The sequence below is a fragment of the Pseudomonas sp. NyZ480 genome, from assembly GCF_029537255.1.
Taxonomy (GTDB): domain Bacteria; phylum Pseudomonadota; class Gammaproteobacteria; order Pseudomonadales; family Pseudomonadaceae; genus Aquipseudomonas; species Aquipseudomonas taiwanensis.
The window spans coordinates 4238658-4265308 of the sequence record NZ_CP120626.1 but is presented as its reverse complement, the minus strand read 5'-3'; the positions used below and the strand labels follow the sequence as shown (position 1 = coordinate 4265308).

The 26651-nt window shown below is 62.4% G+C and carries 28 protein-coding genes; 19 read left to right on the top strand and 9 right to left on the bottom strand.

Annotated features, from left to right (window positions below):
- Window positions 1-17: 17 nt before the first annotated feature.
- The 3 genes from P3R38_RS19615 to P3R38_RS19605 form a co-directional block, all read right to left on the bottom strand.
- A complete protein-coding gene (locus P3R38_RS19615) occupies window positions 18-1703 on the bottom strand; it encodes a ShlB/FhaC/HecB family hemolysin secretion/activation protein (RefSeq protein ID WP_104881336.1) in 1686 nt (561 codons plus the stop codon).
- A 159-nt stretch (window positions 1704-1862) separates the two neighbouring features.
- Entirely contained in the window at window positions 1863-2417 is a 555-nt protein-coding gene (locus P3R38_RS19610) for a L,D-transpeptidase family protein (RefSeq protein WP_023382052.1), read from the bottom strand.
- 20 nt (window positions 2418-2437) lie between these two features.
- Window positions 2438-2989, bottom strand: coding sequence for an NUDIX hydrolase (locus P3R38_RS19605; RefSeq protein WP_027906552.1), 552 nt, complete (start codon window positions 2987-2989; stop codon window positions 2438-2440).
- 125 nt (window positions 2990-3114) lie between these two features.
- Between P3R38_RS19605 and P3R38_RS19600 the strand changes: the two genes are divergently transcribed.
- The 5 genes from P3R38_RS19600 (at window position 3115) to purT (ending at window position 6310) form a co-directional block, all read left to right on the top strand.
- Entirely contained in the window at window positions 3115-3714 is a 600-nt protein-coding gene (locus P3R38_RS19600) for a CoA pyrophosphatase (RefSeq protein ID WP_023382050.1), read from the top strand.
- A 43-nt stretch (window positions 3715-3757) separates the two neighbouring features.
- Window positions 3758-4282: a gamma carbonic anhydrase family protein gene (locus tag P3R38_RS19595; protein ID WP_023382049.1), complete on the top strand. Its 525-nt coding sequence runs from the start codon at window positions 3758-3760 to the stop codon at window positions 4280-4282.
- Entirely contained in the window at window positions 4275-4481 is a 207-nt protein-coding gene (locus P3R38_RS19590) for a DUF1289 domain-containing protein (protein WP_023382048.1), read from the top strand. The genes P3R38_RS19595 and P3R38_RS19590 overlap by 8 nt, the downstream gene beginning before the upstream one ends.
- Before the next feature lie 102 nt (window positions 4482-4583).
- On the top strand, window positions 4584-5051 hold the full coding sequence (locus P3R38_RS19585) for a VUT family protein (protein WP_023382047.1): 468 nt from the start codon (window positions 4584-4586) through the stop codon (window positions 5049-5051).
- A 77-nt stretch (window positions 5052-5128) separates the two neighbouring features.
- Window positions 5129-6310: a formate-dependent phosphoribosylglycinamide formyltransferase gene (gene purT, locus P3R38_RS19580; RefSeq protein ID WP_104881337.1), complete on the top strand. Its 1182-nt coding sequence runs from the start codon at window positions 5129-5131 to the stop codon at window positions 6308-6310.
- Window positions 6311-6420: 110 nt separating this feature from the next.
- On the opposite strand, the gene P3R38_RS19575 is transcribed toward purT, so the two are convergent.
- From P3R38_RS19575 to ccsA, 3 genes are all read right to left on the bottom strand, one after another.
- Window positions 6421-7722, bottom strand: coding sequence for an MFS transporter (locus P3R38_RS19575; protein WP_023382045.1), 1302 nt, complete (start codon window positions 7720-7722; stop codon window positions 6421-6423).
- Window positions 7723-7999: 277 nt separating this feature from the next.
- Window positions 8000-9202: a transporter associated domain-containing protein gene (locus P3R38_RS19570; protein WP_023382044.1), complete on the bottom strand. Its 1203-nt coding sequence runs from the start codon at window positions 9200-9202 to the stop codon at window positions 8000-8002.
- Window positions 9203-9211: 9 nt separating this feature from the next.
- A complete protein-coding gene (gene ccsA, locus P3R38_RS19565; RefSeq protein ID WP_023382043.1) occupies window positions 9212-10021 on the bottom strand; it encodes a cytochrome c biogenesis protein CcsA in 810 nt (269 codons plus the stop codon).
- A gap of 288 nt (window positions 10022-10309) precedes the next feature.
- On the opposite strand from ccsA, the gene ffh reads away from it, so the two are divergent.
- The 6 genes from ffh (at window position 10310) to P3R38_RS19535 (ending at window position 14367) form a co-directional block, all read left to right on the top strand.
- Complete coding sequence (ffh, locus tag P3R38_RS19560) at window positions 10310-11686, top strand: signal recognition particle protein (protein ID WP_023382042.1); 1377 nt, start codon at window positions 10310-10312, stop codon at window positions 11684-11686.
- Between the two features lie 233 nt (window positions 11687-11919).
- A complete protein-coding gene (gene rpsP, locus P3R38_RS19555) occupies window positions 11920-12171 on the top strand; it encodes a 30S ribosomal protein S16 (protein ID WP_023382041.1) in 252 nt (83 codons plus the stop codon).
- A gap of 5 nt (window positions 12172-12176) precedes the next feature.
- Window positions 12177-12713, top strand: a complete 537-nt coding sequence (rimM, locus tag P3R38_RS19550) for a ribosome maturation factor RimM (protein ID WP_023382040.1) — start codon at window positions 12177-12179, stop codon at window positions 12711-12713.
- A gap of 3 nt (window positions 12714-12716) precedes the next feature.
- Complete coding sequence (trmD, locus tag P3R38_RS19545) at window positions 12717-13469, top strand: tRNA (guanosine(37)-N1)-methyltransferase TrmD (protein WP_008094486.1); 753 nt, start codon at window positions 12717-12719, stop codon at window positions 13467-13469.
- A 42-nt stretch (window positions 13470-13511) separates the two neighbouring features.
- A complete protein-coding gene (gene rplS, locus P3R38_RS19540) occupies window positions 13512-13862 on the top strand; it encodes a 50S ribosomal protein L19 (protein ID WP_023382039.1) in 351 nt (116 codons plus the stop codon).
- 97 nt (window positions 13863-13959) lie between these two features.
- The gene (locus P3R38_RS19535) at window positions 13960-14367 is read left to right on the top strand and encodes an acyl-CoA thioesterase (RefSeq protein ID WP_023382038.1); all 408 of its coding nucleotides are present in this window, start codon (window positions 13960-13962) and stop codon (window positions 14365-14367) included.
- 2 nt (window positions 14368-14369) lie between these two features.
- Here P3R38_RS19535 and P3R38_RS19530 read toward each other — a convergent pair whose 3' ends face one another.
- Window positions 14370-16175: a sodium:proton antiporter gene (locus P3R38_RS19530; RefSeq protein ID WP_104883362.1), complete on the bottom strand. Its 1806-nt coding sequence runs from the start codon at window positions 16173-16175 to the stop codon at window positions 14370-14372.
- A 68-nt stretch (window positions 16176-16243) separates the two neighbouring features.
- Here P3R38_RS19530 and xerD point away from each other — a divergent pair, with 68 nt between their 5' ends.
- The 6 genes from xerD to P3R38_RS19500 all read left to right on the top strand — a co-directional run bounded on the left by xerD (window position 16244) and on the right by P3R38_RS19500 (window position 21853).
- The gene (xerD, locus tag P3R38_RS19525; protein ID WP_023382036.1) at window positions 16244-17140 is read left to right on the top strand and encodes a site-specific tyrosine recombinase XerD; all 897 of its coding nucleotides are present in this window, start codon (window positions 16244-16246) and stop codon (window positions 17138-17140) included.
- Between the two features lie 153 nt (window positions 17141-17293).
- Window positions 17294-18055 (top strand): thioredoxin fold domain-containing protein, encoded by a 762-nt coding sequence (locus tag P3R38_RS19520; RefSeq protein ID WP_023382035.1) that lies wholly within the window; start codon window positions 17294-17296, stop codon window positions 18053-18055.
- Window positions 18056-18137: 82 nt separating this feature from the next.
- Entirely contained in the window at window positions 18138-19442 is a 1305-nt protein-coding gene (locus P3R38_RS19515) for a homoserine dehydrogenase (RefSeq protein ID WP_023382034.1), read from the top strand.
- Between the two features lie 59 nt (window positions 19443-19501).
- Window positions 19502-20911, top strand: coding sequence for a threonine synthase (gene thrC / locus P3R38_RS19510; protein WP_277686519.1), 1410 nt, complete (start codon window positions 19502-19504; stop codon window positions 20909-20911).
- Between the two features lie 176 nt (window positions 20912-21087).
- Window positions 21088-21492, top strand: a complete 405-nt coding sequence (locus P3R38_RS19505; protein WP_027906550.1) for a hypothetical protein — start codon at window positions 21088-21090, stop codon at window positions 21490-21492.
- 79 nt (window positions 21493-21571) lie between these two features.
- Window positions 21572-21853: a DUF3509 domain-containing protein gene (locus tag P3R38_RS19500; protein ID WP_027906549.1), complete on the top strand. Its 282-nt coding sequence runs from the start codon at window positions 21572-21574 to the stop codon at window positions 21851-21853.
- A gap of 129 nt (window positions 21854-21982) precedes the next feature.
- Here P3R38_RS19500 and P3R38_RS19495 read toward each other — a convergent pair whose 3' ends face one another.
- Both P3R38_RS19495 and P3R38_RS19490 read right to left on the bottom strand, forming a co-directional pair.
- Window positions 21983-22858 carry a TIGR02285 family protein gene (locus P3R38_RS19495; RefSeq protein ID WP_023382030.1) on the bottom strand — a complete coding sequence of 292 codons (876 nt, stop codon included), beginning with the start codon at window positions 22856-22858 and terminating at the stop codon, window positions 21983-21985.
- Between the two features lie 17 nt (window positions 22859-22875).
- A complete protein-coding gene (locus P3R38_RS19490) occupies window positions 22876-24075 on the bottom strand; it encodes a CaiB/BaiF CoA-transferase family protein (RefSeq protein ID WP_023382029.1) in 1200 nt (399 codons plus the stop codon).
- Between the two features lie 132 nt (window positions 24076-24207).
- On the opposite strand from P3R38_RS19490, the gene P3R38_RS19485 reads away from it, so the two are divergent.
- A complete protein-coding gene (locus P3R38_RS19485) occupies window positions 24208-24750 on the top strand; it encodes a YaeQ family protein (RefSeq protein ID WP_023382028.1) in 543 nt (180 codons plus the stop codon).
- A gap of 30 nt (window positions 24751-24780) precedes the next feature.
- Window positions 24781-26490 carry a single-stranded-DNA-specific exonuclease RecJ gene (gene recJ, locus P3R38_RS19480; protein ID WP_023382027.1) on the top strand — a complete coding sequence of 570 codons (1710 nt, stop codon included), beginning with the start codon at window positions 24781-24783 and terminating at the stop codon, window positions 26488-26490.
- The last annotated feature ends 161 nt before the right edge of the window (window positions 26491-26651 follow it).

Below are 26651 nucleotides of genomic sequence, written 5' to 3'. Positions count from 1 at the left end.
CTCTTTTTGTGGGTGAATCAGATGTTCAGGGACCACTCCAGCACCCAGAAGCCGCGCTCCAGACCGGAGGAACGGGGCAAATCGCTGGCATACAGGGCATGTTGGTAGTCCAGGCGCAGGCGGCTGCTGGGCAGGCTCAGTTCCATGCCCACCGCTGCTCCCGCCAGGCGGTGCCTGGGGGAATCCCCGGCAAGCTGCACCCAGCCAAGGTCCAGGCCGAGGTAGGGGCGCACCTGCACCGGCCCGGTCCAGTCCATTGGCAGCACCTGGCTCAGGGTGTTGCGCCACAGGGCCGCATTGGCGCCGGCGTGGGTGGCCTGGCGGAATCCGCGCACGGCCGAGTCATCGCTGAGCAGGCGTTGTTCGACGGCGGGTAGCACGTCGTCGCTCCATTGCAGGGCCAGCTCGCTGTGCCAGCGCCATGGCCGGTGCGCGGGGCCTTGGCGCAAATGGAACAGGCTGGCGCTGTACTTGCGAAAATCCGGGCGAGGCGCATCGGCGCGCAGAGCCGATCGGTCCGCGCCGAACCAGTCCACGCCTTGGCTCATGCCCAGGTAGGCGTTCCACAAACCATGGTCGAGCCAGAGCAGGTTGACGCCCGCTTCGAGCGTCGTGAGGGTGGGGCTCTGGAAGGCCAGTACCGCGTTGTTGCTCCGGTTGATCAGCTGCTTGCGGTTCAGTCGGCCGCTGACACTGAGCATGCCGCGCTGGTCGCGCCAGAGCGTGCGCTCGAGGTTCAGCCCTTGATAGCTGCTGCGACCACTGGTGGTGTGCGGACTATGGGGAATGGGCGCGCCATAGCGCAGTTCGCTGGCGTTGAGGGCGAAGGTCCATGGACCGTAGGGAATGCTGTAGTGCAGGTTGATGCCCTGGCTCTGGCCCGGCGCATCGACGACGGTCGAGACCCGTGACAGGCGCAGGTCGTCATTCAGGCCCAGCGGGCTGTCCAGGCCAAGGCTTAGGCTCAGGCGGTGGCGGCCGGTGAGCGCGCTGCCGCGGTTGTCGAAGTGGCTGTCCAGATGCCAGCGTGAAGCCACTTTGTGCGGCACGACGTGTACGCGGGTCCCACCGGGAATCTGACCAGGCAATAGGTCGATACCCAGTTCGTAGGCACGCAAGCGGTTGAGTTGGTCCAGCCCTTGTTCCAGATCGGGAAGGTACAGGGGGCGCCCCAGGACGTCTGGAAATGCGCCGCGCAGCGACAGTGGCAGTTCGGCCCCGGCGAATTCGATGGACTCGACGAAGCCTTCGATGACGACGATGGCGAGCGGTTCGCCATCGTGGGGGGCTTGTTGCAGGTAAGCGCGACTGGTGGGGTAGCCGGCCTGGACATAGAGCTGGGTGATGGCTTTGAGCAACCGGTTGATGCTGGCGATGCCCATGCATGCGGGGACCAGTGGTCGTACCGTGGTTTCCAGCAGTTGCGGCGCCAGTAGCTGGCTGCCGGCCAGCCGTACGCCGGAGGTTTTCCAGCAGTGGCCGTCACTCGGCTGGTCGGGGGAGGTGACTTCGGTGCTGTCAGGCGTCCAGGGGCGTTGCCAGCGTTGCAGACGTTGCTGGTGTTCCAGCTGTCGCAACGCGCGCTGCTGATCGCGCAGTTGCTGGCTGGCGGGGTCGTCGGCCAGGGCCTGGGCCATGGTCAGTGCGCCGGCGATCAGCCAGGCAAAGATGAGGATGAGAAAGTGGCGTGATGGGTACTGCATCGAACAACCCCGCAAGGTCAGTACCGTTCAGGTACCGGTATGCGGGGATTCTAAAAATGCAGCGCAGGGCCTGGATGCGATCCCGTGCCTAGGCGGGCGTAGGCACGGAGTGGAAATACCGTGCGAAGCTTCCTACAGCTCAAATTGAAATGTAGGACCTTAGGGGCGAATCTCGATCAGTGTTCCGTCCTTGACCAGGTCCCAGACTTCGCGCATGTCGTTGTTGCGCATGGCGATGCAGCCATCGGTCCAGTCCAGGGTGTGGAAGTACCACTCCGGGTACTCGTCGTTGATCGGCGTGCCATGGATCATGATCATGCTGCCGGCACTGATGCCCTCGCGGGTGGCGCGGGCGGCGTCGCTGATGTTGGGGTAGGAGATGTGCATGGCCAGGTTGAAGCGGTCGCTTTGCTTGCGCCAGTCGAGCCAGTACAGCCCCTCGGGGGTCTTCTTGTCCCCTTCGCGTTCCTTGGGGCCCTTGGGCTGCTTGCCCAGCGAAATGCGGTAGGTCTTGAGCGGTTCGCCACGGCTGATCAGCTGTAGGCGGCGCTCGGACTTGATCACCAGCACCTTGTCGATCAGCGGTTGCATGGCGGTCTGGGAGGGCGAAGGCGCCTGCGCGGGCGGTTGCGGCTTGCGGATGATGACCTCGGTGTAGGCCGCCTGGGTCACCGACGTAATGCAAAGGCAGAAAAGGGCGAACAACCAGCGCATGAAGCGGTATCCCTGAAAACTTAAGTGGTAGACGTGACGTTCATCGGTGGCAGGTATTCATGGCCAACGGGGAAGGCCTGCCCGATGCGGTCGCGATAATAGCATTCTAGTGTGCGAGTGACGGTGCGGAAAGCCAGCTCGTCCCACGGGATCTCGTCTTCTTCGAACAGTCGCACTTCAAGGCTCTCTATGCCCACATCGAAGTCGAGGTCGAGCAGTTCGGCGCGGAAGAACACATGCACCTGGTTGATGTGCGGCAGGTCGAACAATTGGTAGAGACTCATCGAACCGACCTGGGCACAGGCTTCCTCGACGGTTTCGCGACGGGCGGCCTGGTCGAGGGTCTCGCCGTTCTCCATGAAGCCGCCGGGCAAGGTCCAGAAGCCACGGCGCGGTTCAATGGCGCGCCGGCATAGTAGCACCTGGCTACCCCAGGTAGGCAGTACACCGGCGACGATGTTGGGGTTCTGGTAATGAATGGTCTGGCAATGTTCGCAGACATACCGCTGGCGGCTGTCGCCATCGGGTACCCGCTGAATGACCGGTTGGCCGCACGCGCTGCAGAATTTCATGCTGTTCTTCCCTTGTGATCGACCTATCTTGGCGCGCCAGGCGGGGTGCTCGCAAGCTCACGGGGCTTGGGTGCTTCGCGGCTTTGGTGCATCATGCTCGAAGGCCTTGGAAACGAGAGTGCGCAATGCTGGACGAGCTTCTTCGCCGAATGAGCAACCATGAACCTGCATCATTGGAAACCGACCGACGGTTCCCAGAAGCGGCGGTGCTTTTGCCCATTACCCGTAGCGAAGAACCCGAGCTGGTCCTGACCTTGCGTGCCAAGGGGTTGTCGACCCACGGTGGCGAAGTCGCCTTCCCTGGCGGGCGTCGCGACCCGGATGACCCTGACCTGGTGTTCACCGCGTTGCGTGAGGCCGAAGAAGAAATCGGCCTGCCGCCTGGGCTGGTCGAGGTGATTGGACCGCTCAGTCCGCTGATCTCGTTGCATGGCCTGAAAGTAACGCCATTCGTCGGTTTGATCCCGGATTACGTCGAATACCGCGCCAATGATGCCGAGATCGCGGCAGTATTCACCGTGCCGCTGGCTTTCTTCCGCCAGGACCCTCGCGACCATACCCATCGCATCGATTACCAGGGCCGAAGCTGGTACGTGCCCAGCTACCGCTACGGCGAGTACAAGATCTGGGGATTGTCCGCGATCATGATCGTCGAGCTGGTCAACCTGTTGTTCGATGCCGGTATCAGCTTGCATGAGCCCCCCGAGCGCTACATCGAAAACTGAGCGGGATACACCCGCCATCTGCCTTGAGCCATGAGGAGCCAACATGAAATACCGCCTCGGCGACCTGCGGGTCGAGAGTCATCCCACCAGCTGGGCTGCGCCTAATGCCACGCTGATCGGCAAAGTGCGTCTGCAGGCCCGTGCCAGCGTATGGTTTGGCGCGGTGCTTCGGGGCGATAACGAGTTGATCGACATTGGCGAGGACAGCAATGTCCAGGACGGCACCGTGATGCACACTGACAAGGGCATTCCGTTGAGCCTGGGCAAGGGTGTGACTGTCGGGCACAACGCGATGCTGCACGGCTGCACGGTCGGCGATTACAGCCTGGTCGGTATCAATGCGGTGATTCTCAATGGGGCACGCATCGGCAAGCATTGCATCATCGGCGCCAATGCGCTGATACCCGAAGGCAAGGAAATTCCCGACGGTTCGTTGGTGATGGGCTCGCCGGGCAAGGTGGTACGTGAGCTCACCGAGCAGCAGAAGCGCATGCTTGAAGCCAGCGCTGCCCACTATGTACACAATGCCGAGCGTTATGCGCGGGAGCTGGTGATCGACGATGAGTGAAGTGGTAGCGACCGAGCGCCCGGTTGCCTCGCCGTGCGTGAGCATCTGTGCGTTGGATGAACAGGATATCTGCACCGGCTGCCAGCGCACCGTGGCGGAAATTGGCCGTTGGGGGCGCATGAGCAATGACGAGCGCCGGGCGGTGTTGAAGCTTTGCCATGAGCGGGCGGTGGCTTCTGGCCTGATCATGGGGCAGTGATGGGGGTGTTGCCTTTGAAGGGGCGGCGTGCCTGTGGCAGCGGGTTTACCCGCGAAGAAGGCGGCGCTAATCTGTCAGGCTTGCCCTAAGATCTCCCCCACCATGTTCTATCTCATCGCCTACATCAGCAGCGTAGTGCTGATCAACTACGCCTTCTCCAGTGCACCGCACCTGGACGTTATCTGGTCCGCCTGGGGTGGGCTGGTATTCATCCTGCGCGACATGGTGCAGACCCGTTTCGGCCACGGCGCCCTGGTTGCCATGCTGGTGGCGCTGGTGCTGTCGTACGTCACGTCGGAACCGGCCATCGCGTTGGCCAGCGCCACCGCGTTCTTCGTCTCCGAACTGATCGACTGGCTGGTGTTCAGCATCACTCGCAGGCCGCTGCGTGATCGACTGTGGTTGAGCTCGGCGCTGAGCATCCCGGTCGATACCTTCATCTTCTTCGGCATGATCGGGGCAATGACCCCAGTGGTCATCGGTACCGCGATGGCTTCCAAGTTTGCTGGAGTCACCGCGGTGTGGCTGGCCATGGCATTTCGTGCCCGACGGGCCGCCGTGGCTGGTTGATGGTGTAGAATAGCGGTCCTTTTTTCAGCGGGCAGCGCACAGCCTGGCGCGGCCCCGGACGCCTTCGAGGACCTGAAATGACCTGTATCGGAACCCCATTGTCGCCCACCGCGACCCGAGTACTGCTCTGCGGCTGCGGCGAGTTGGGCAAGGAAGTGGTGATCGAGCTGCAGCGCCTGGGCGTCGAAGTGATCGCCGTGGACCGTTATGCCAATGCACCGGCCATGCAGGTGGCGCACCGCAGCCACGTGGTCAACATGCTCGACGGCGTTGCCCTGCGTGCGGTGATCGAGGCCGAGAAGCCGCACTACATCGTTCCGGAGATCGAAGCCATCGCCACCGCGACCCTGGTCGAGCTGGAAAACGAAGGTTTCAATGTGGTGCCCACCGCCCGCGCCACGCAGCTGACCATGAACCGTGAAGGCATCCGCCGCCTGGCCGCCGAAGAGCTCGACCTGCCGACCTCGCCCTACCATTTCGCCGATACCTTTGAAGACTACGCCAAGGCCGTCGCCGACTTGGGCTACCCTTGCGTGGTCAAGCCGGTCATGAGCTCGTCGGGCAAGGGCCAAAGCCTGCTGCGTAGCGATGCCGACCTGCAGAAGGCCTGGGATTACGCCCAGGAAGGCGGACGTGCCGGCAAGGGCCGGGTCATTATTGAAGGCTTCATCGACTTTGATTACGAAATCACCCTGCTGACCGTGCGCCACGTCGGTGGCACCACTTACCTCGAACCGGTGGGGCATCGTCAGGAGAAGGGTGACTACCAGGAATCCTGGCAGCCTCAGGTGATGAGCCCGAAGGCGCTGGCCGAGTCGCAGCGTGTGGCCAAGGCCGTCACCGATGCACTGGGCGGCCGCGGCCTGTTCGGCGTTGAGCTGTTCGTCAAAGGCGACCAGGTGTGGTTCAGCGAAGTGTCGCCACGCCCGCACGACACTGGCCTGGTGACCCTGATTTCCCAGGACCTTTCGCAGTTCGCCCTGCATGCCCGCGCCATCCTGGGCCTGCCGATTCCGGTGGTGCGTCAGTTTGGCCCGTCGGCCTCGGCGGTGATCCTGCCTGAAGGGAAGTCGCAGCAGACCAGCTTCGCCAACCTAGGCGCCGCGCTGAGCGAGCCAGACACCGCGATCCGCCTGTTCGGCAAGCCGGAAATCAACGGCCAGCGCCGCATGGGCGTATGCCTGGCGCGTGACGAGTCGATCGAAGCGGCCCGTGCCAAGGCGACCCGCGCTGCGCAGGCGGTTCAGGTCGAGTTCTGATCCTGAAGGGGCCGCTTTGCGGCCCATCGTCAGCAAGCCGGCTCCTACAGGTACAGCCTTGACGTGTAGGCGCTGGCTTGCCGGCGATCAGGCTGTGAAGGCCGTGATGTTCAAAGCGCAGTATCGCGTGTCTCTTTCAGGCACAGCACGGCAATCAAGCTGATCACCGCCGCCACCGACACGTACCCACCCACCCAGCTCAACCCGCCCATGCTCACCAGTTTCTGGGCGAAGAACGGTGCCGCCGAGGCGCCAACGATACCGCCCAGGTTGTACGCCGCCGACGCGCCGGTGTAACGCACGTGAGTCGGGAACAGCTCTGGCAGCAATGCGCCCATCGGGGCGAACGTCACGCCCATCAGGAACAGCTCGATGGCCAGGAACAACGCCACGCCGGTGGTCGAGCCCGAGGTCAGCAGCGGTTCCATGGCAAAGCCCGACGCCACCGCCAGCAGGCCGCCGACGATCAGTACCGGTTTGCGCCCGTAACGGTCGCTGAGCCAGGCCGACAGCGGCGTGGCCAGGGCCATGAAGACCACGGCGAAGCACAGCATGCCAAGGAAGCTCTCGCGGCTGTAGCCCAGGGTCGAAACGCCGTAGCTGAGCGAGAACACCGTGGAGATGTAGAACAGCGCATAGCACACCACCATGGCCGCGGCGCCCAGCAGGGTTGGCAACCAGTACCTGGCGAACAGATCCACCACTGGCATCTTGACCCGCTCATGACGGGCGACGGCCTTGGCGAACACTGGGCTTTCCTCCAGTTTCAGGCGTACATACAGGCCGACCAGCACCAGTGCAGCGCTAAGCAGGAAGGGGATGCGCCAACCCCAGTCACGGAATTGCTCGTCGCTGAGCACCAGCGCCAGTGTCAGGAACAAGCCATTGGCCGCGAGAAAACCGATCGAGGGGCCCAGTTGCGGGAACATGCCGAACCAAGCGCGTTTGCCCTCTGGTGCGTTCTCGGTGGCCAGCAGTGCTGCGCCACCCCATTCCCCGCCCAGGCCAAGGCCCTGGCCAAAGCGCAGCAGGCACAGCAGGATCGGGGCCCAGACGCCGATGCTGTCATAGCCCGGCAGTACGCCAATCAGTGTCGTGGACACGCCCATCAGCAGCAGCGAGGCCACCAGGGTCGACTTGCGTCCGATGCGGTCACCGAAGTGGCCGAACAGTGCCGAACCCAGCGGGCGGGCGAGGAACGCGATACCGAAGGTCAGAAACGCCGCCAGCATCTGTGCGGTGCCGGAGCCGGACGGGAAGAACACCGGGCCGATCACCAGCGCGGCGGCGGTGGCGTAGACATAGAAATCGTAGAACTCGATGGCGGTGCCAATGAAACTGGCGGTGGCGACCCGAGCCGGGGAATTGACCGGGGCGGCTGGCGCTTCGGCGTAAGTGCTGCTGGTTGTCATTAAGTAGGTCCCTAACAGTCTGGTCTTGCTCCATGGGCTTGGCCCACGATCGCGCGCACTCGAAACGACAGGCAGGCACGGTCTCGCGGACGCCGGAAGCGTATTGTTGTGATCGCTCGACTGACGGCAGCCCAAGGGGGATAGGGGCGGGAGCGGGCACTGTTCGGGGTGTTGAAGCAGGACCGCGGGGCGTGTCAGTGAAGCGGACTGGCCGTATGGCGCCGGGTGCGGGTAGCAGGCGTGACGGCGGGGCTGGGTAAGCGTGACCCGAGTATAGCTATCGGGTCACGGTCCACACCAGTACCTTGCTGGCGCAATTGTCCTCTGTTTCGAGGATCTCCAGGCGATAGCGGCCGATCTTCAGGCAAACGGCGCTTTCCGGGATGCTTTCCAGGGCTTCGGTCACCAGCCCGTTGAGGGTCTTCGGGCCGCCGTCGCAGGGTAGGTGCCAGCCCAGGCTGCGGTTGATTTCTCGCAACGAGGCCGCGCCTTCGATGACGAACCGACCATCGGCCTGGGGGTGTACGTGGGGGTTGTCCAGGCTGTGTTCGTCCTCGAATTCGCCGACGATCTCTTCGAGAATGTCTTCGAGGGTGACGATGCCCAGCACTTCACCATACTCGTCCACCACCACGCCCAGGCGTCGTTGCTGCTTGTGGAAGTTCAGCAATTGCAGCTGCAGCGGCGTGCTTTCTGGAACGAAGTACGGCTCGTAGCAGGCGCTGTGCAGTTTCTCCAGGGTCAGTTCGGCCTTGGGTAGCAGGTGGCTGATCAGCTTGGTGTTGAGGATGGCCTCAACCTGGTTGATATCGCTGTGGTAGACCGGCAGGCGGGTGTGACGGCTGACGATCAGTTGTTCGATGATGCGTTCGATCGGGTCGTCGAGGTTGATGCCGTCCACCTCGTTGCGCGGCACCAGAATGTCGTTGACAGTGATCTTGTCCAGCGATTGCAGGCCATCGAGCAAGCCGTGGGATGTTTCCGGCAGTTCGTCCTCATCGAAGTCCTGGCTTTCCTGAGGGTGGAGGGCCACGGCGGTGGGTTGCACACGGAATGGGCGCAGGATGAGTTTGGCGCAACCATCGAGCAGCAAGGCGAGCGGCTGCAGCAAGGTGAGCGGGAGCTTGAGCAGGCTGGTACCGAGGGTGGCAAAGGCTTGTGGGTTGCGTCTGGCGAGCCGCCGGGGCAGGAATTCGGCGAACACCAGCAGTGCCGCGGACGCTGCCAGGCCGGCCAACCAGAAACCGTGCTCGCCGTTGTAGCGTTGGCCCATCAGGCACGCCAAGCCCAGCACCAGCAACTTGCCCAGGCTGGCGCACAGCACCAGGGCTTGGCCCGGCAGGGCGGAATGGCCATCATCGCCCTGGCGCAGCGTGCCGTTGAGCAGCACGCGGGCGGTCTCCACGGCGGTGAACAGCGCCGACCACAGTAGCGCCAGTGCCAAGGTGCCGAGTAGCGGGGCGTACGGCAGGGAGTCCATGGGCAGTCGTCAGATGTGCAGGATGAATTCGCGAACCAGCTTGCTGCCGAAGTAGGCCAGCATCAGCAGGCAGAAACCGGCCAGGGTCCAGCGGATCGCCTTGTGGCCACGCCAGCCCAGGCGGGTACGGCCCCACAGCAGCACGCTGAACACCACCCAGGCGACGCAGGCCAGCAAGGTCTTGTGCACCAGGTGTTGGGCAAACAGGTTCTCGAGGAACAGCCAGCCCGAGATCAGCGACAGCGACAGCAGCCCCCAGCCTGCCCAGAGGAAGCCGAACAGCAGGCTTTCCATGGTTTGCAGTGGCGGGAAGTTGCGGATCAGCCCGGACGGATGCTTGTGCTTGAGCTGGCGGTCCTGCAGCAGGAGCAGCAAGGACTGGAACACCGCGATGGTGAAAAGGCCGTAGGCCAGGATCGACAGCAGGATATGCGCCAGGATGCCCGGTTCCTCGTCGATCAACGGCACGGTGCCGGGAGGGGCGAACTGGGCCAGCAATGCGGTGACTGCGCCTAGCGGGAACAGCAACACCAGCAGGTTCTCTACCGGAATGCGCAGGCACGCCAGCAGGGTCAGGGCAATCACGGCCACGGCGATCAGGCTGGCGGCGCTGAAGAAGTCGAGGCTCAAGCCCAACGGTGTGATCAGTTGGAAGTACAGGGCGCCGCCCTGGGCAGCCACGGCGAGAGCACCGAGCAAACCGAGCAGCCGCTTGTCGGCTTTGCGGCCCTGCGCCAGGTGCAAGCTCTGATAAATGGTCGCTGCTATATAAAGGCCGGCGGCGATCAGGTTGGGGATGAGGCTGGGTGAGGAGAACATAAGTCCTGGTTGGCGAGCCTTAAAGAGACGGAGTTTGGCATAGAACGCGTTGCGCAAGGAAGACTGGGCCGACCCGGTCGGCCGTTTCGCTGGCACATCTGTCCTGTGGGTGCAGGTTTGCCCGCGAAAGGATCGGCTGCAGCACCGAATATCCAGAGGGTCAGCGCCAAGGTGTGCGCCGCCGCCGCACTTCGCTATAATCGCCGCCTTGCTGTGTCCGGGGTGTGTGCGTTTCCCCCCCAGGACGCCTGACAAACCTCGGCTTTTACTGGGCCTGAAAGGATCACCATGTTCGAAAACCTGACCGACCGCCTGTCACAGACGCTGCGCCATGTTACCGGCAAGGCCAAGCTGACCGAAGACAACATCAAGGACACGTTGCGCGAAGTGCGCATGGCCCTTCTCGAGGCCGACGTTGCCCTGCCGGTGGTCAAGGATTTCGTCAACAGCGTCAAGGAGCGTGCGGTCGGCACCGAGGTGTCGCGCAGCCTGACCCCAGGCCAGGCGTTCGTCAAGATCGTCCAGGCCGAGCTGGAAAGCCTGATGGGCGCGGCCAACGAAGACCTCGCGCTCAATGCCGCGCCACCTGCCGTGGTGCTGATGGCCGGTCTGCAGGGTGCGGGTAAGACCACCACCGCCGGCAAGCTGGCGCGCTTCCTCAAGGAACGCAAGAAAAAGAGCGTGATGGTGGTCTCGGCCGACGTTTACCGCCCGGCGGCGATCAAGCAGCTGGAGACCCTGGCCAACGACATCGGCGTGACCTTCTTCCCGTCCGACATCAGCCAGAAGCCGGTCGCCATCGCCGAAGCGGCGATCCGCGAGGCCAAGCTCAAGTTCATCGACGTAGTCATCGTCGACACCGCCGGCCGTCTGCACATCGACGCCGACATGATGGACGAGATCAAGGCGCTGCACGCTGCGGTCAAGCCGATCGAGACCCTGTTCGTGGTCGATGCCATGACCGGTCAGGACGCGGCCAATACCGCCAAGGCCTTTGGCGAAGCCCTGCCGCTGACTGGCGTGGTGCTGACCAAGGTCGACGGTGATGCCCGTGGCGGTGCCGCACTGTCGGTCCGTGCCATCACCGGCAAGCCGATCAAGTTCATCGGCATGGGCGAGAAGACCGAGGCCCTCGAGCCATTCCACCCAGACCGCGTCGCTTCGCGCATCCTCGGCATGGGCGATGTGCTCAGCCTGATCGAGCAGGCCGAGCAGAACATCGACAAGGCCAAGGCCGACAAGCTGGCCAAGAAGCTCAAGAAGGGCAAAGGCTTCGACCTTGAAGACTTCCGCGACCAGCTGCAGCAGATGAAGAACATGGGCGGCCTGGGCGGCCTCATGGACAAGCTGCCGAGCATCGGTGGTGTCAACATGGCGCAGATGGGCAACGCCCAGGGCGCGGCCGAGAAGCAGTTCAAGCAGATGGAAGCGATCATCAACTCCATGACGCCGGCCGAGCGCCGTGATCCGGAGCTGATCAGCGGCTCGCGCAAGCGCCGTATCGCGCTGGGTTCCGGCACTCAGGTGCAGGATGTCGGCCGGCTGATCAAGCAGCACAAGCAAATGCAGAAGATGATGAAGAAATTCTCCGCCAAGGGCGGCATGGCCAAGATGATGCGCGGCCTTGGTGGAATGCTGCCAGGCGGCGGCATGCCGAAACTGTAAAACCTATTCGGACGCTCGCCTTTGACAAGGCAGGCGTCCAGAACCCCGCTGCGGCGGGATAATGGCCGTGAAATTCGCGGCTCAACCGGCAGATCTGGACGGTGAGGTGAGGCCTTGCCGAAAAAGGCATTTGCAAATGTCCGTGTATTCCCTGAGAATATGCGGCCTTTTGGGCACCCGTGTGCCCATTTGGCATTCAGATTTGCAGCACCGACTATAGGAACGATGTTCACATGGTAACCATCCGTCTTGCCCGTGGCGGCTCCAAGAAGCGCCCTTTCTACCACCTGACCGTGACCAACTCGCGTAACGCCCGTGACGGCCGTTTCGTTGAGCGCGTTGGCTTCTTCAACCCGATCGCTTCGGGCGCTGAAGTCAAGCTGTCGGTCAACCAGGAACGCGTCAACTACTGGCTGAGCCAGGGCGCGCAGCCGTCTGAGCGTGTTGCTCAGCTGCTGAAGGACGCTGCCAAGGCCGCTGCCTAAGTAATATGAACGCGACGCCAGAAAAGGCTGACGACCTCATCGTCGTTGGCAAGATTTTTTCGGTTCACGGCGTTCGCGGCGAGGTGAAGGTGTACTCCTTTACCGATCCGATTGAAAACCTGTTGGATTATCGGCGCTGGACGCTTCGGCACGAAGGCACTGTAAAGCAGGTCGAACTGGTCAACGGTCGTGGCTCCCAAAAGGGCCTGGTCGTGAAACTGAAAGGCCTCGATGATCGCGATGAAGCCCGTCTTCTGAGCGGTTACGAAATCTGCATTCCGCGGAGCCTTTTGCCCAACCTGGCTGCTGACGAGTACTACTGGTACCAGTTGGTGGGTCTGAAGGTCATCAACCAGGACGAACAGCTGTTCGGCAAGGTCGATCACCTGTTGGAGACCGGTGCGAACGATGTAATGGTGGTCAAGCCCTGCGCAGGCAGCCTGGATGATCGCGAGCGTTTGTTGCCCTATACGGCGCAATGCGTGCTCAACGTCGACCTCGAAGCAGGCGTGATGCGGGTCGAGTGGGACGCGGACTTCTAATCGATGGGTAACCTTCGCGTAGACGTCATCACGTTGTTCCCCGAGATGTTTTCGGCCATCACGGAGTACGGCATTACCAGCCGCGCGGTGAAACAGGGGTTGCTTCAGGTGACTTGCTGGAACCCGCGGGACTACACCACAGATCGTCACCACACGGTGGATGATCGGCCGTTTGGCGGTGGTCCGGGCATGGTGATGAAAATCAAGCCTCTGGAAGACGCCTTGGTTAGCGCCAGGCAAGCGACCGGAGCATCGGCAAAGGTGATCTACCTTTCGCCGCAAGGCCGCAAGCTGACTCAGCAAGCGGTCAAAGGCCTGGCCGAACAGGAATCGTTGATCCTGATCGCCGGTCGTTATGAAGGCATTGACGAGCGTTTTATCGAGGCTCATGTCGATGAGGAGTGGTCGATTGGTGACTATGTGCTTTCCGGTGGCGAGCTGCCGGCCATGGTACTGATCGATGCGGTTACACGACTGCTGCCCGGAGCTTTAGGGCATGTGGACTCGGCGGAGGAAGACTCCTTCACCGACGGTCTGCTCGATTGCCCGCACTACACCCGACCTGAGGTGTATGCGGATCAGCGTGTTCCCGACGTGTTGCTAAGTGGCAACCATGCACATATCCGGCGTTGGCGGATGAAGCAGTCCCTTGGTAGGACCTTCGAACGACGCGCCGATCTTCTGGAAAGTCGCTCGCTTTCTGGAGAAGAGAAGAAGCTGCTCGAGGAATATCTCCGCGAGCGGGACGATAGTTAACGTATCGATGGTGGATCGAGTTATCCATCTTAGGAGCACAGCATGACCAACAAGATCATTCAGCAGCTCGAAGCCGAGCAGATGAACAAGGAAATCCCAACCTTCGCACCAGGCGACACCATTGTCGTCCAGGTTAAAGTGAAGGAAGGTGAGCGTTCCCGTCTGCAGGCGTTCGAAGGCGTCGTTATCGCCAAGCGTAACCGCGGTCTGAACAGCGCCTTCACCGTGCGCAAGATCTCCAGCGGCGTTGGCGTAGAGCGTACCTTCCAGACCTACAGCCCACAGATCGACAGCCTGGCCGTGAAACGTCGTGGTGACGTGCGTAAAGCCAAGCTGTACTACCTGCGCGACCTGTCCGGCAAAGCCGCTCGCATCAAAGAAAAACTGTCCTGAGTGCAGTTTTCCGGGTGGCCAAGGCCACCCAGCGAGAACAAAAAAGCAGCCTTCGGGCTGCTTTTTTGCGTTTTGAAACCCTTGCGATGTATCAGCCATGACGACCCGAGACCAGGAAATCCTGCGCCGCACCGAACTGTCGGTGACCCGCGTGACCAAAGCCGTTTTCCCCAATACCACCAACCACCACAACACCCTGTTCGGCGGCACTGCGCTGGCCTGGATGGACGAAGTGTCGTTCATTGCCGCCACGCGTTTCTGTCGCTTGCCGTTGGTGACCGTTTCCACTGATCGGATCGATTTCAAGCACCCGATTCCAGCTGGCTCGATCGTCGAGCTGGTCGGGACGGTGATCAAGGTCGGCAATACCAGCCTGCAGGTGCAGGTCGATGTATTCGTCGAGAACATGTACCTCGATGGCCGTGAGCGCGCAATCCATGGCGTGTTCAGCTTCGTCGCCATCGATGAGGACAAACGTCCGGTGCCAGTGTTGCCAGAGGCCTGAGTTCATTGGGCCGGAGCAGGCTCGATCAACGCCACCAAGGTCCACCCTGGTTGCGGCGCGAGCGAGTTGTCCGGGCTGGCCACATGGACCCAACCATGGTCGTCACGGGCGAACAGCAGGTGCGCACGCTCCCCATGCAGCGCCTGATAGTCTTCCCAGTCGAATCCTTGGGTAAGGTGGGTGCTGTAGAGCTCTGCGCCCTGATGCAGGCGGTTGGCCAGTTGCAGGTAGGTCATTGGGCTCGCACCCAGTAAATGCCCGCGATGCTCCTCGGCGGCCCGATGTTTGTCGCTTCGCTGTTTTTCCAGTCCGCTGGCGAGCACGAACAGGCGGCTATGGCCGAAATCATGGCGAAAGCGCGCACAGGCCAGGGTGTTGATCTCGCCAGCCGGCGACAGGCCAAGGAGATGGCCGAGACCGACCAGGTCCAGGTGCGCGTCGGCATGTTGCGAGGCCGGGTTGCCGAAATAGGTGGGCAGCCCGTCCATGCGTGCAGCACGGATGTTCTCCCAACTCGAATCGGTCAGCAGTACCCGGCAACCCAACTGTTGCAGGGCTTTGCCGATGGCGCGCGCCGGCTCGTTGGCGCCGACGATGAGGAAGCCGCTCGGTGCCGGCTCGGCAACCTTGAGCAGGCGCGCCAGGGGCCTGGCTGTGGCGCTTTGCAGCACCACCGTGCCGATGATCACAGCGAATGTCAGCGGTACCAGCAGCAAGGCATCCTGGTGCCCGGCTTCGTGCAGGCGGATGGCAAAAATCGCCGAAACCGCTGCGGCGACGATGCCTCGCGGGGCAATCCAGGCCAGGAGTGCGCGTTCGCGCCAGTTCAGTGGTGAGCCCAGGGTGGAGACGAGCACGTTCAACGGGCGTGCCAGCAATTGTATGACCAGCAGCAGGGCCCATACGGCAGGGCCGAGGGCCAGTAGCGCATGCAGGTCCAGGCGCGCAGCCAGCAGAATGAACAGTCCGGAAATCAGCAGTACGCTGAGGTTTTCCTTGAAGTGCAGGATCTGCCGGACATCCACGCCCGGCATGTTGGCCAGCCACATGCCCATCACCGTCACTGCCAGCAGCCCCGACTCGTGAACGATCTGGTTGGCGGCAATGAAGATGCCCAGCACGGCCGCCAGCGATGCCAGGTTGTGCAGGTATTCCGGCAGCCACTGGGCGCGCATGATCTGGCCCAACAGCCAGCCTCCGGCGGCGCCGAGTGCACAACCGCAGAAGATCACCCCGGCGAAGGTCACCAGGCTCTGGCTCAGACCGTTACCCTCTGCGCTGGCAATGATGAAGCTGTACACCACCACTGCCAGCAGTGCACCAATCGGGTCGATGACGATACCTTCCCAGCGCAGGATGTTGGCGATGGTGGTGTTAGGCCGTACGACCCTGAGCATGGGCACGATGACCGTGGGGCCGGTGACCAGGGTCAGGGCCCCGAACAGAATCGCCAGAGGCCAGTCGAAACCCAGCAGCCAATGGGTCGCGACAGCGATCACTGCCCATGTGGTCAGCGCGCCGAGCGTCACCAACCGGTGCACCACGCTGCCGATCTCTCGCCACTGTGACAGGTGCAAGGTCAGGCTGCCCTCGAACAGAATCAGGGCCACCGCCAGCGAGACCAGCGGCATCAGCAACGATCCGAACAATGCCTGCGGGTCGAGCCAGCCCAACACCGGGCCTGCGAGAATGCCGCACAACAGAAGAAAGAGAATGGCCGGCAATTTCAGGCGCCAGGCCAGCCATTGGCAGGCGAGGGCGGCCGCTCCGATGCCACCGAAGCTCAGAAGGATTTGCTGTTCGCTCATGCGGGCTCCCTATGCCTGCGTTGTTATGAAAGACTAAGCGTCATTTCGTTCTTCGCCACCGAGTTTTCATGCCCGCTCTAGACCACCCACTGATCGACCAATTCCTCGACGCTCTGTGGCTTGAAAAAGGCCTGTCCGACAACACCCGCGTTTCCTATCGCAGTGACCTGGCCTTGTTCAACGGCTGGCTGCAGGAGCGTGGCGTAAGTCTGCCCGACGCCGGCCGCGACCTGATCCTCGATCATTTGGCATGGCGGTTCGACCAAGGCTACAAGCCGCGTTCCACCGCGCGATTTTTGTCTGGGCTGCGTGGCTTCTTTCGTTATCTGCTGCGAGAAAGGCGGGTGGGGGTCGACCCGACCCTGCTGGTAGAGATGCCCCAGTTAGGTCGTCCGTTGCCCAAATCGTTGTCCGAGGCCGACGTCGAGGCACTGCTCCTTGCGCCGGACCTTGGCGAAGCCATCGGTGAGCGCGACCGGGCCATGCTCGAAGTGCTGTATGCCTGTGGCTTGCGGGTAACCGAACTGGTCAGCCTGACGCTCGATCAGGTCAATCTGCGCCAGGGTGTTCTGCGGGTAATGGGCAAAGGCAGCAAGGAGCGTCTGGTGCCCATGGGCGAGGAGGCGGTGGTCTGGCTGGAGCGTTACCTGCGTCAAGGCCGCAGCGAACTGCTCAATGGCCGCCCCAGCGACGTGCTGTTTCCCAGCTTGCGCGGCGAGCAGATGACCCGGCAGACGTTCTGGCACCGCATCAAGCACCATGCCCGGGTTGCCGGCATCGACAAACCTCTTTCGCCCCACACTTTGCGCCACGCCTTCGCCACGCATCTGCTGAACCATGGCGCCGACTTACGTGTCGTGCAGATGCTGCTGGGCCACAGTGACCTGTCGACCACGCAGATCTACACCCATGTTGCCAAGGCGCGCCTGCAGCAACTGCACGCCCAGCATCACCCCCGTGGATGAATCATTTTCATGTTCCGCCGACCGGTACCCGTAGACCCATTCAGCACCCGTCTGATGTGGTAGGCTTGAGCGGTTTAGCACCAAGGGCCGCTTGGTTGCCGCGTTTTTGCGCGTACAACGTCCCCCGGCCCCGGTTCGCCTTCAGGAGTTCCCATGCGCTTGACCCAGATGTTCGCCGCCGCCGCCCTGGCGCTGGCCAGTACCTTTGCCGTCGCCGCGGCCACCGATGCCAATAGCGGCGCGGAGCAGGCTATTCGCAAGTCGTTGCAGAACCTCGAGCTGGAAGTTCCAGTGGAAAGCGTGGCCAGCAGCCCGGTCAGTGGCCTGTACGAGGTCAAACTGCAGGGTGGTCGCGTGCTGTATGCCAGTGCCGACGGCCAGTTCGTCATGCAGGGCTACCTGTTCCAGATCCAGGATGGCAAGCCGGTCAACCTGACCGAAAAGGCCGAACGCCTTGGTATCGCCAAGCTCATCAACGGCATTCCAGCCGCCGAGATGGTGGTTTATCCTGCCAAGGGCGAAACCAAGTCGCACATCACCGTGTTCACCGACACCACCTGCCCGTATTGCCACAAGCTTCACGCCGAAGTGCCTGAGCTGAACCGTCGCGGTATCGAAGTGCGCTATGTCGCCTTCCCGCGTCAGGGCCTCGGCTCGCCGGGCGATGAACAGTTGCAGGCGGTGTGGTGCTCCAGTGATCGCCGCGCGGCCCTGGACAAGATGATCGATGGCAAGGAAATCAAGGCCGCCAAGTGCACCAACCCGGTCAGCAAGCAGTTCCAGCTGGGGCAGTCGATCGGTGTCAATGGCACACCGGCGATCGTCCTGGAAAACGGCCAGGTGATTCCGGGCTACCAGCCCGCGCCGCAAGTGGCCAAGCTGGCCCTGGCCGGCCAGCAGCAGGCCGCCAAGTAATTCATTCAGTACGCCGTCGTCATGGGGTGACGGCATGTTTCACGGTCGGCGCAGGTGCCGGCCGTTCAATGGGGAGTTCACAGTGAAACCGGTCAAAGTAGGCATCTGTGGGTTGGGGACCGTCGGTGGCGGAACCTTCAATGTACTTCAGCGCAACGCCGAGGAGATTGCCCGCCGTGCCGGGCGCGGTATTGAAGTGGCACAGATCGCCATGCGCTCGCAGAACCCGAACTGCCAGATTACCGGTACCCCCATTACCGCTGATGTGTTCGACGTTGCGAGCAACCCGGAGATCGACATCGTCATCGAGCTGATCGGTGGCTACACCGTTGCCCGCGACCTGGTGCTCAAGGCCATCGAGAATGGCAAGCACGTGGTCACCGCCAACAAGGCGCTGATTGCCGTGCATGGCAACGAAATCTTCGCCAAGGCCCGCGAGAAAGGCGTCATCGTTGCCTTCGAAGCGGCGGTGGCCGGCGGCATCCCGGTGATCAAGGCCATTCGCGAAGGCCTCTCGGCCAACCGTATCAACTGGCTGGCCGGCATCATCAACGGCACCGGCAACTTCATCCTCACCGAGATGCGCGAGAAGGGCCGTGCCTTCCCCGACGTGCTGGCCGAAGCCCAGGCGCTGGGCTATGCCGAAGCCGACCCGACCTTCGACGTCGAAGGCATCGATGCTGCGCACAAACTGACCATTCTGGCGTCCATTGCCTTCGGTATCCCGCTGCAGTTCGACAAGGCCTATACCGAGGGCATCACCCAGCTGACCACCGCTGATGTGAACTACGCAGAGGCCCTTGGTTATCGCATCAAGCACCTGGGCGTTGCTCGCAGCACGCCAGCGGGCATCGAACTGCGCGTGCACCCGACGCTGATTCCGGCAGACCGGCTGATCGCCAACGTCAACGGTGTGATGAACGCCGTGATGGTCAACGGCGACGCTGCAGGGTCGACCCTGTACTACGGCGCTGGCGCCGGCATGGAACCGACCGCATCGTCGGTGGTGGCCGACCTGGTCGACGTGGTCCGCGCGATGACTTCCGACCCGGAGAACCGCGTGCCGCACCTGGCCTTCCAGCCAGACTCGCTGTCGGCTCACCCGATCCTGCCGATCGAAGCCTGTGAAAGCGCCTACTACCTGCGTATCCAGGCCAAGGACCACCCGGGCGTACTGGCCCAGGTTGCCAGCATTCTTTCCGAACGCGGCATCAACATTGAGTCGATCATGCAGAAGGAAGCCGAGGAGCAGGACGGCCTGGTACCGATGATTCTGCTGACCCACGGTGTGGTCGAGCAGCGCATCAACGACGCCATCGTCGCCCTGGAGGCCTTGCAGGACGTGGTCGGCAAGGTCGTGCGCATCCGCGTCGAACAGCTCAACTAACAAATACTGCCGTCGGGCCGCCAGCGCGGCCCGGGCCCCAGCACCGAAGGTTTGTACCCATGCGCTATATCAGCACCCGCGGCCAGGCACCGGCCCTGAACTTCGAAGACGTCCTGCTGGCGGGCCTTGCCAGCGATGGCGGCCTGTACGTACCGGAAAACCTGCCGCGCTTCACCCAGGAAGAAATCGCCTCCTGGTCTGGCCTGCCGTACCACGAATTGGCATTCCGCGTGATGCGTCCGTTCGTCGACGGCAGCATCGCCGATGCCGATTTCAAGAAGATCCTCGAGGAAACCTACGGCGAGTTCGCCCACGCCGCGGTAGCGCCGCTGCGTCAGCTCAACACCAATGAGTGGGTGATGGAGCTGTTCCACGGCCCGACCCTGGCGTTCAAGGATTTCGCCCTGCAATTGCTCGGTCGTCTGCTGGACCACGTACTGGCCAAGCGCGGCGAGCGTGTGGTGATCATCGGCGCCACCAGTGGTGACACCGGCTCCGCCGCTATCGAAGGCTGCCGTCGCTGCGACAACGTCGACATCTTCATCCTGCACCCGCACCAGCGTGTTTCGGAAGTCCAGCGTCGTCAGATGACCACCATCTTCGGCGACAACATCCACAACATCGCCATCGAAGGCAACTTCGACGACTGCCAGGAGATGGTCAAGGCCAGCTTCGCCGACCAGTCGTTCCTCAAAGGCACCCGTCTGGTCGCGGTCAACTCGATCAACTGGGCGCGCATCATGGCCCAGATCGTCTACTACTTCCACGCAGCACTGCAGCTGGGTGGCCCGGCTCGCTCGGTGGCATTCTCGGTACCGACCGGCAACTTCGGCGATATCTTCGCAGGCTACCTGGCCCGCAACATGGGCTTGCCGATCAGCCAGCTGGTGGTGGCCACCAACCGTAACGACATCCTGCACCGCTTCATGAGCGGCAACCAGTACGTCAAGGAAACCCTGCACGCGACCCTGTCGCCGTCGATGGACATCATGGTTTCTTCCAACTTCGAGCGCCTGCTTTTCGACCTGCACGGTCGCAACGGAGCAGCGATCGCCGAGTTGATGGCGAACTTCAAGCAAGGGGGTGGTTTCAGCGTCGAGCAAGACCGCTGGACCGAAGCGCGCAAGCTGTTCGATTCGCTGGCAGTGAACGACGAGCAGACCTGCCAGACCATCGCCGAGGTGTTCGCCACTACGGGTGAGGTGCTCGATCCGCACACCGCCATTGGCGTCAAGGCCGCCCGTGAGTGCCGTCGCAGTCTCGACACCCCGATGGTGGTGCTGGGTACCGCGCACCCGGTCAAGTTCCCGGAAGCGGTGGAAAAGGCGGGCGTTGGCAAGGCGCTGGAACTGCCGGCTCACCTGAGCGACCTGTTCAGCCGTGAGGAACGTTGCACGGTACTGGCCAACGACCTCAAGGCGGTCCAGGCCTTCGTCAGCCAGCACGGCAACCGCGGCAAGCCGCTGTAATCCCGGCAACCTGACAAACAGGCGCCTGCGACGTACTGCAGGCGCCTGCTTGCTGGCGATAGGTTGCGGCGCGCACTTATCGCTGACGAATTTTCCGAAACCCCTTTCAGATATCTCCTATATAAGGCGTTTGGTGCCCCGCCTAGAGTGACCGGTCCTCCCATCAGGAGCGGTTCATGCATCAGCCCCACGTCTTGCTCCACCAGCCACGCCCCTCTCACCAGATCCTCCTGCATCAGGCCTGTAATGCCGTGGGCGTTTTCAATGTGCGCGTCATTCCAACGCTCGATGACCTGTATGCGTGCCTGGCATGCGAGCAGGTCGCCGATGTGCTGGTCCTCGACCATGCCATTGCGCCTGAGAGCGGCATGGCCCTGCTGGAGCAGATCGCAAACAAGCGCTGCTTGCGCGCTTTGCTGTTCGTCGGCCAGGCGAACGAGGGCTGCCTGAACCTCGCCAACGAAGCCCGGCGGCGCGGTCTTTGGGTGTTGGCCGAGCTGCCTTGGCCGCTGCCAATGCCGCGCTGGCAACAGGCTTTGCAGCGTATTCAAACTGTCATCTCACCTACGCATGCTCATTGAAGCGAATGCTTCATGGCGAACTTTGCACCGTATTCGAAGGTCAGTTCCTTCATGTCCCACCACCCAGCGAGTGATCCGGATGGAAAGAATCTGCAAGCTGCTCAATGACGCACTTTCCCCTTATAAAACCCAACTCGGTGAAGCGCAGGCCAGCGGTAATCGCTTGCTGAGCGTGTACGACAGTCTTGGTAGCCTGACGCTCAGGCGCACCGTCAGTGTGCGCCAGTTGCAGGAACAACGCTTGTTGATCGACTTGGTGGATGGCCTGCACCGCGACCTGCAGATCGCAGAGGGTCGCTTGCAGCCCTGTGTGATAGCGGCACTGCAGCAACGGCCTGCAAGCCAGGGAACCTTTGCATGAAGGGGGTATCAGACACAGTAGGGCAGCCAGCCAGAACTTCGCTCCGGTGATGGCGGGGCTGTCACGGGAAGCCCATGAGGGCTTTCGATTGACCCCGGGCGTCTTCCCCAGCGCTCCGGGGTTTCTTTTTCATGGGGTGTGGAAAAAGTGGCGGCTCTGTTCCAGATAACTCTCACGTTGCTCGGGATCGAGCCAGTGCGAGTAATAGAGCGGCAGCGTGTCCTGACGAAGCGCCGGTAGCAACTGGTCGATATGCTCGACCACTTGGCGCCCCATCGGTGTGTCCGAGCAGCCTACGTGAAGGAACTGGAAGCGGTTCACACCCAAGATAGGGTAGAAGAGGTAGTCATCCGCCGAGCCCCCTTGTTGCCCTGTCAGGTAGTTGACCTCGTGCCGATACCCCAGCATCAGCTTCAGTCGCCCTTTCTGCTGCATCTGCAGAAGACTGGCGGTAGCCTCGTTGCCGTAATGGCGGCTGAAGGCTTCGTCGGGCAACTGACGCAGTATCGCGTCGATCTGGGCGCTGTAGCTGCGCTCGGCGACAATGCCTAGTTTAAGCCGTGTGTCGGTGAGCAAGCGCTTGAGATCCACCTGCTGGTCATCCAAAAATGGTTCGACCACGTCGCGGTCTTGCTTGCGGACCAGCAGCCCACCGCTCAGCACGCCCAGGGATGGAATGGAGAAATGCACGAACTTTTCCCGCTCTGGCGTCCACAGTAGTGTCGGGTCGCACGTGAGGCTGCGCGGGTCCTGGAGCATCTGAATCCCGCGGGCGCGGTTAACCCGCACGATGTCATGTTCATACTCCGGCATCTGCGAGATCAACAGCGGCAGCAGTTGGTCGATGACACCCTGGCCTTTCTCTGTCCCTTCGAAAATGGTGAACGGCGGCAGGTCTCGCACCAGCCACAGCACGCGTTCCTTGGCCAGCGCCGGCCCAGTGGCCAGGGTAGCCAGCAGGCCAAGCAGGCCGGTCAGCCGACGTAGCAGGCCAGGTGCTGGCATGGGCGGGCGCGGCAGTATCAGACTGCGCCACTCTGGCGCAGGTTGGCGATGGCGGCAGCGTCATATCCCAAGCGCTCAAGCACGGCGTCGGTATGTTCTCCCAGTGCTGGGCCAACCCACTCGGCAGAACCGGGTGTTTCCGACAGCTTTGGCACGATGCCAGGCATCTTGAACGGCTTGCCGTCAGGCAGGCGAGCCTGGAGGAACATTTCGCGCGCCAGGTACTGTGGATCGTTGAACATGTCCTCGGCCGAGTAGATCCGGCTTGCCGGTACCTCGGCGCTGGTGAGTACCTGCATGACTTGCTCCAGCGTCAGGCTGTTGGCCCAGCGGTCGATCACCCCATATAGCTCGTCGCGCCGCAGGTCGCGGCCATCATTGGTGGCCAGGCTTGGGTCGTTGGCCAGGTCGTCGCGGCCGACGGCGTGCATGAAGCGTTTGAAGATCGCATCACCGTTGGCGCCGATCTGCACATGCTTGCCGTCGGCGGTGGTGTGGATGGAGGAGGGGGTGATGCCTGGCATGATGTTGCCGGTGCGTTCGCGGATAAAACCGAACACATCGAACTCCGGGACCATGCTTTCCATCATGGCGAAAATCGCCTCGTACAACGCCACGTCGACGACCTGGCCCTGGCCGCCATTGACTTCCCGATGGCGCAGAGCCATCAATGCCCCGATCACGCCCCACAGGGCGGCGATCGAGTCACCGATGGAAATCCCGGTGCGCACCGGCGGGCGGTCTTCGAAACCGGTGATGTAACGCAGCCCGCCCATCGACTCGCCAACCGCACCGAAACCGGGCTGATCTTTCATCGGGCCGGTCTGGCCGAAGCCGGACAGGCGCACCATCACCAGTTTCGGATTCAGAGCCTGCAGCACATCCCAGCCCAGGCCAAGTTTTTCCAGCACCCCTGGACGGAAGTTCTCGATGAGAATGTCGGCTTCGGCCAATAGCCGCTTGAGGACTTCGCGGCCTTCCGGGTGTTTGAGGTTAAGGGTCAGCGACTGCTTGTTGCGGGCCTGGACGAACCACCACAGCGAGGTGCCTTCGTAGAGTTTACGCCACTTGCGCAGTGGGTCGCCGCCGTCGGGGGACTCGACCTTGATCACCTCGGCGCCGAATTCGGCGCAGATGCGCGAGGCGAACGGGCCGGCGATGAGGGTGCCGAGTTCGATGACTTTCAGACCTGCGAGGGGTTTGCTGGGCGTAGGCATGTGGCATCCGTGGCGACTGGGCAGAGCGGTGGTTTTATCATAGGTCGCTGGCGGCAGAAACTGCTGCGCGGCAACGACGTCGCGTATCGGTTAGACTGTGCCACTTTTCTTTGCGCAAGAAGCCCGTCGACCATGGCCCAGCCGTCCACCACCTACAAATTCGAACTGAATCTGACCGATCTTGACCGTGGCGTGTACGAAAACGTCAGGCAGACCATTGCCCGTCACCCTTCGGAAACCGAAGAGCGAATGGCCGTGCGTTTGCTGGCTTATGCCCTCTGGTACAACGAAAACCTGTCGTTCGGTCGTGGACTGTCCGATGTGGATGAAGCGGCGCTGTGGGAAAAAAGCCTGGATGATCGCATCCTGCACTGGATCGAAGTCGGCCAGCCGGACGCCGAGCGCCTGACCTGGTGCTCGCGCCGCACCGAGCGCACCAGCCTGCTGGCCTACGGCAGCCTGCGGGTTTGGGAAGGCAAGGTGGTGGGTGCGGTCAAGGGCCTGAAGAACCTCAGCATTGCCGCTGTGCCGCAAGAGGTGCTGGAAACCCTGGCCACCGACATGCCCCGCACCATCAAGTGGGACGTGATGATCAGCGAAGGGACGGTCTTCGTCACCGACGACCGTGGCCAGCACGAAGTGCAGTTGCAATGGCTGCTCGGTGAGCGTGGCTGACCTTCATAGACCCTGACTGCCGAAGCCATTATGCGTATCGAACCTCGCCCACTGCCGCCGACCCTGCCATTTCTGGGTAACCTACCCCCGTTGTTGACGCGCTTGTACGCCGCCCGTGGCGTGCAATCCGAGGCTGAGCTGGACAAAAGCCTGGGGCGCCTATTGCCGTACCAGCAACTCAAGGGGATCGAGGCGGCGGTCGACCTGTTGGTGGAGGCGATCGACCAGCGCCAGCGAATCCTCATCGTCGGCGACTTCGATGCCGACGGTGCGACGGCCAGTACGGTGGGCGTGCTCGGCCTGCGCTTGCTGGGTGCGGCCCATGTCGACTACCTGGTGCCCAATCGTTTCGAGTACGGCTACGGCCTGACCCCGGAGATTGTCCAGGTCGCGTTGCAACGCCAGCCGCAATTGCTGGTCACGGTCGACAACGGGATCTCCAGCGTGGACGGTGTGGCTGCTGCAAAGGCCGCGGGGCTCAAGGTGCTGGTGACCGACCACCACCTGCCGGGCGAGCAATTGCCGGATGCCGACGCCATCGTCAACCCCAACCAGCCGGGCTGTGAGTTCCCAAGCAAGGCGCTGGCCGGCGTCGGGGTCATCTTCTACGTACTGATGGCCTTACGTGCGCGCCTACGCAGCCTGGGGCGCTACCAGACCCAAGCCCAACCGAATATCGGCGAGTTGCTCGACCTGGTGTCCCTTGGCAGTGTGGCGGACGTGGTGCCCCTGGATGCCAACAACCGCATCCTGGTGCACCAGGGCCTCGAACGCATCCGTGCAGGCCGCGCTCGTCCTGGCCTCAAGGCCATCCTGGAAGTGGCGCGGCGTGATCATCGGCGTATCACCTCGACCGACCTCGGCTTCATTCTCGGCCCACGGCTGAACGCGGCCGGGCGACTGGATGACATGAGCCTGGGTATCGAATGCCTGCTGTGCGAGGACGCCGCCCTGGCGATGGACATGGCCCAGCAGCTGGATGACCTGAACCAGGACCGCAAGTCCATCGAGCAGGGCATGCAACGCGAAGCCCTGGCCCAGCTCAAGGACCTGCCGGTCGAGTCCATGCCCTATGGCCTGTGCCTGTTCGACGCCGACTGGCACCAGGGGGTGATCGGGATTCTTGCTTCGCGCCTGAAAGAGCGCTACCACCGTCCTACCATCGCGTTTGCCGATGCGGGGGAGGGCATGCTCAAGGGCTCGGCGCGCTCTGTGCCGGGCTTTCATATTCGCGATGCGTTGGATGCCGTGGCAGCCCGGCATCCGCAGCTGATCAGCAAGTTTGGTGGACATGCCATGGCCGCCGGGCTTTCCTTGCCGGAGGCCAACTTCCCGGCATTCGCCGAGGCGTTCGACGAGGAAGTCCGTCGCCAGTTGCGCGAGGAGGACCTGACCGGCCGCCTGTTGTCCGATGGCACCCTTGCGGTCGAAGAGTTCCACCTCGACCTGGCCAAGGCCCTGCGCAACGCCGGCCCTTGGGGGCAGCACTTCCCCGAACCGCTGTTCCATGGCGTGTTCCAACTGGTCGAGCAACGGGTGGTCGGCGAGCGGCACCTGAAGGTGGTGCTCAAGAGCGAATGTGGTGCCGTGAAGTTGGATGGCATTGCCTTCGGGATCGACCGCGAGGTCTGGCCAAACCCCACCGTGCGTTGGGTGGAATTGGCCTACAAGCTGGATGTGAACGAGTTTCGCGGTAATGAAAGCGTGCAGTTGATGATCGCCCACATGGAGCCGCGCTGAGCGCTCCTTCAGACGGCAGATCTGCATGACGGCATCCACGCGCCTGTCTGGAGGGTTTGGGGGTGTGAATCGAGCGCCGCTCGCGCGGCGCATCGCGAGCAAGGCTCGCTCCTGCAGACGCGTGCGGTCATTGGGCCGTGCACCAAGGCGATCGCGCGCAA